At 38.0% G+C, this 736-nt stretch carries 1 protein-coding gene; it reads left to right on the top strand.

The genetic code is table 11. From position 1 onward, the window contains the following. Positions 1-85: 85 nt before the first annotated feature. Positions 86-736, top strand: a 651-nt coding sequence (locus G6Q00_RS08295) for a relaxase/mobilization nuclease domain-containing protein (RefSeq protein ID WP_163532762.1), incomplete at its 3' end; no start/stop codon positions are given.

Here is a 736-nt window from a genome sequence, read left to right as displayed (position 1 = left end):
TTTTCTCCTCCCTCTTATCTAAAATTTTTTCAAAAAATTCACGCTACAATTGAGCTAAAAGAGCAGGTGAAATAAGGGAAAGTTTTTGGATAGCAAGATTAGAGATGTACCACTAGATTACAAACCTAATTTGGATTGGATAGATGAGATTGTTAGACCCAAGAAAGCTAGACCCAATACGGATACTTATGACGCCAAACTTTTAATCCGTTTTAATAACTTTGCACAGAGTAGCACGCCCTCTAAGTTTGCTTGCGATGAGACAAAGATTCCTGTGGTGATCAAAAACATCGGACAGATGAAGTGCACGCATTTAAAAAATGCCTTAGCATATGCGCTCAAAAATACAGATAGCAAACTAGCCTACACCCAGTGGTTTGATCAAATTAAATTAGAAGATATTTTAGAGGATTGGGCACAAGACTTTGATGTGCTCAAAGATTGCAATGAGGCGATGCACTTAGTCTTTTCTCTCAAAGACAAACCAGATAGTACAACCATGCATGGATTGCTCCACGCTACTTTTGAAACGCTTAGAACTTGTATGCCTGATTATAAGTTTGCTTTAGTGCCCCACTCTCACCAACAACATGCCCATGTCCATGTCTTTATCAATAAGACTAACCAAATCACTAGAAAGAGATTACGCTTTGCTAAGCGCACAGATTGCAAAGAATTTTTCCACGATTTGAGAGAAGAATTTAGTTATCATGTCAACGCATATTTGCAAACCCCT

Source organism: Helicobacter suis (genome assembly GCF_902196125.1).
In the GTDB taxonomy this organism is placed as follows: domain Bacteria; phylum Campylobacterota; class Campylobacteria; order Campylobacterales; family Helicobacteraceae; genus Helicobacter; species Helicobacter suis_B.
This window is presented reverse-complemented; position numbering and strand designations above follow the sequence as displayed.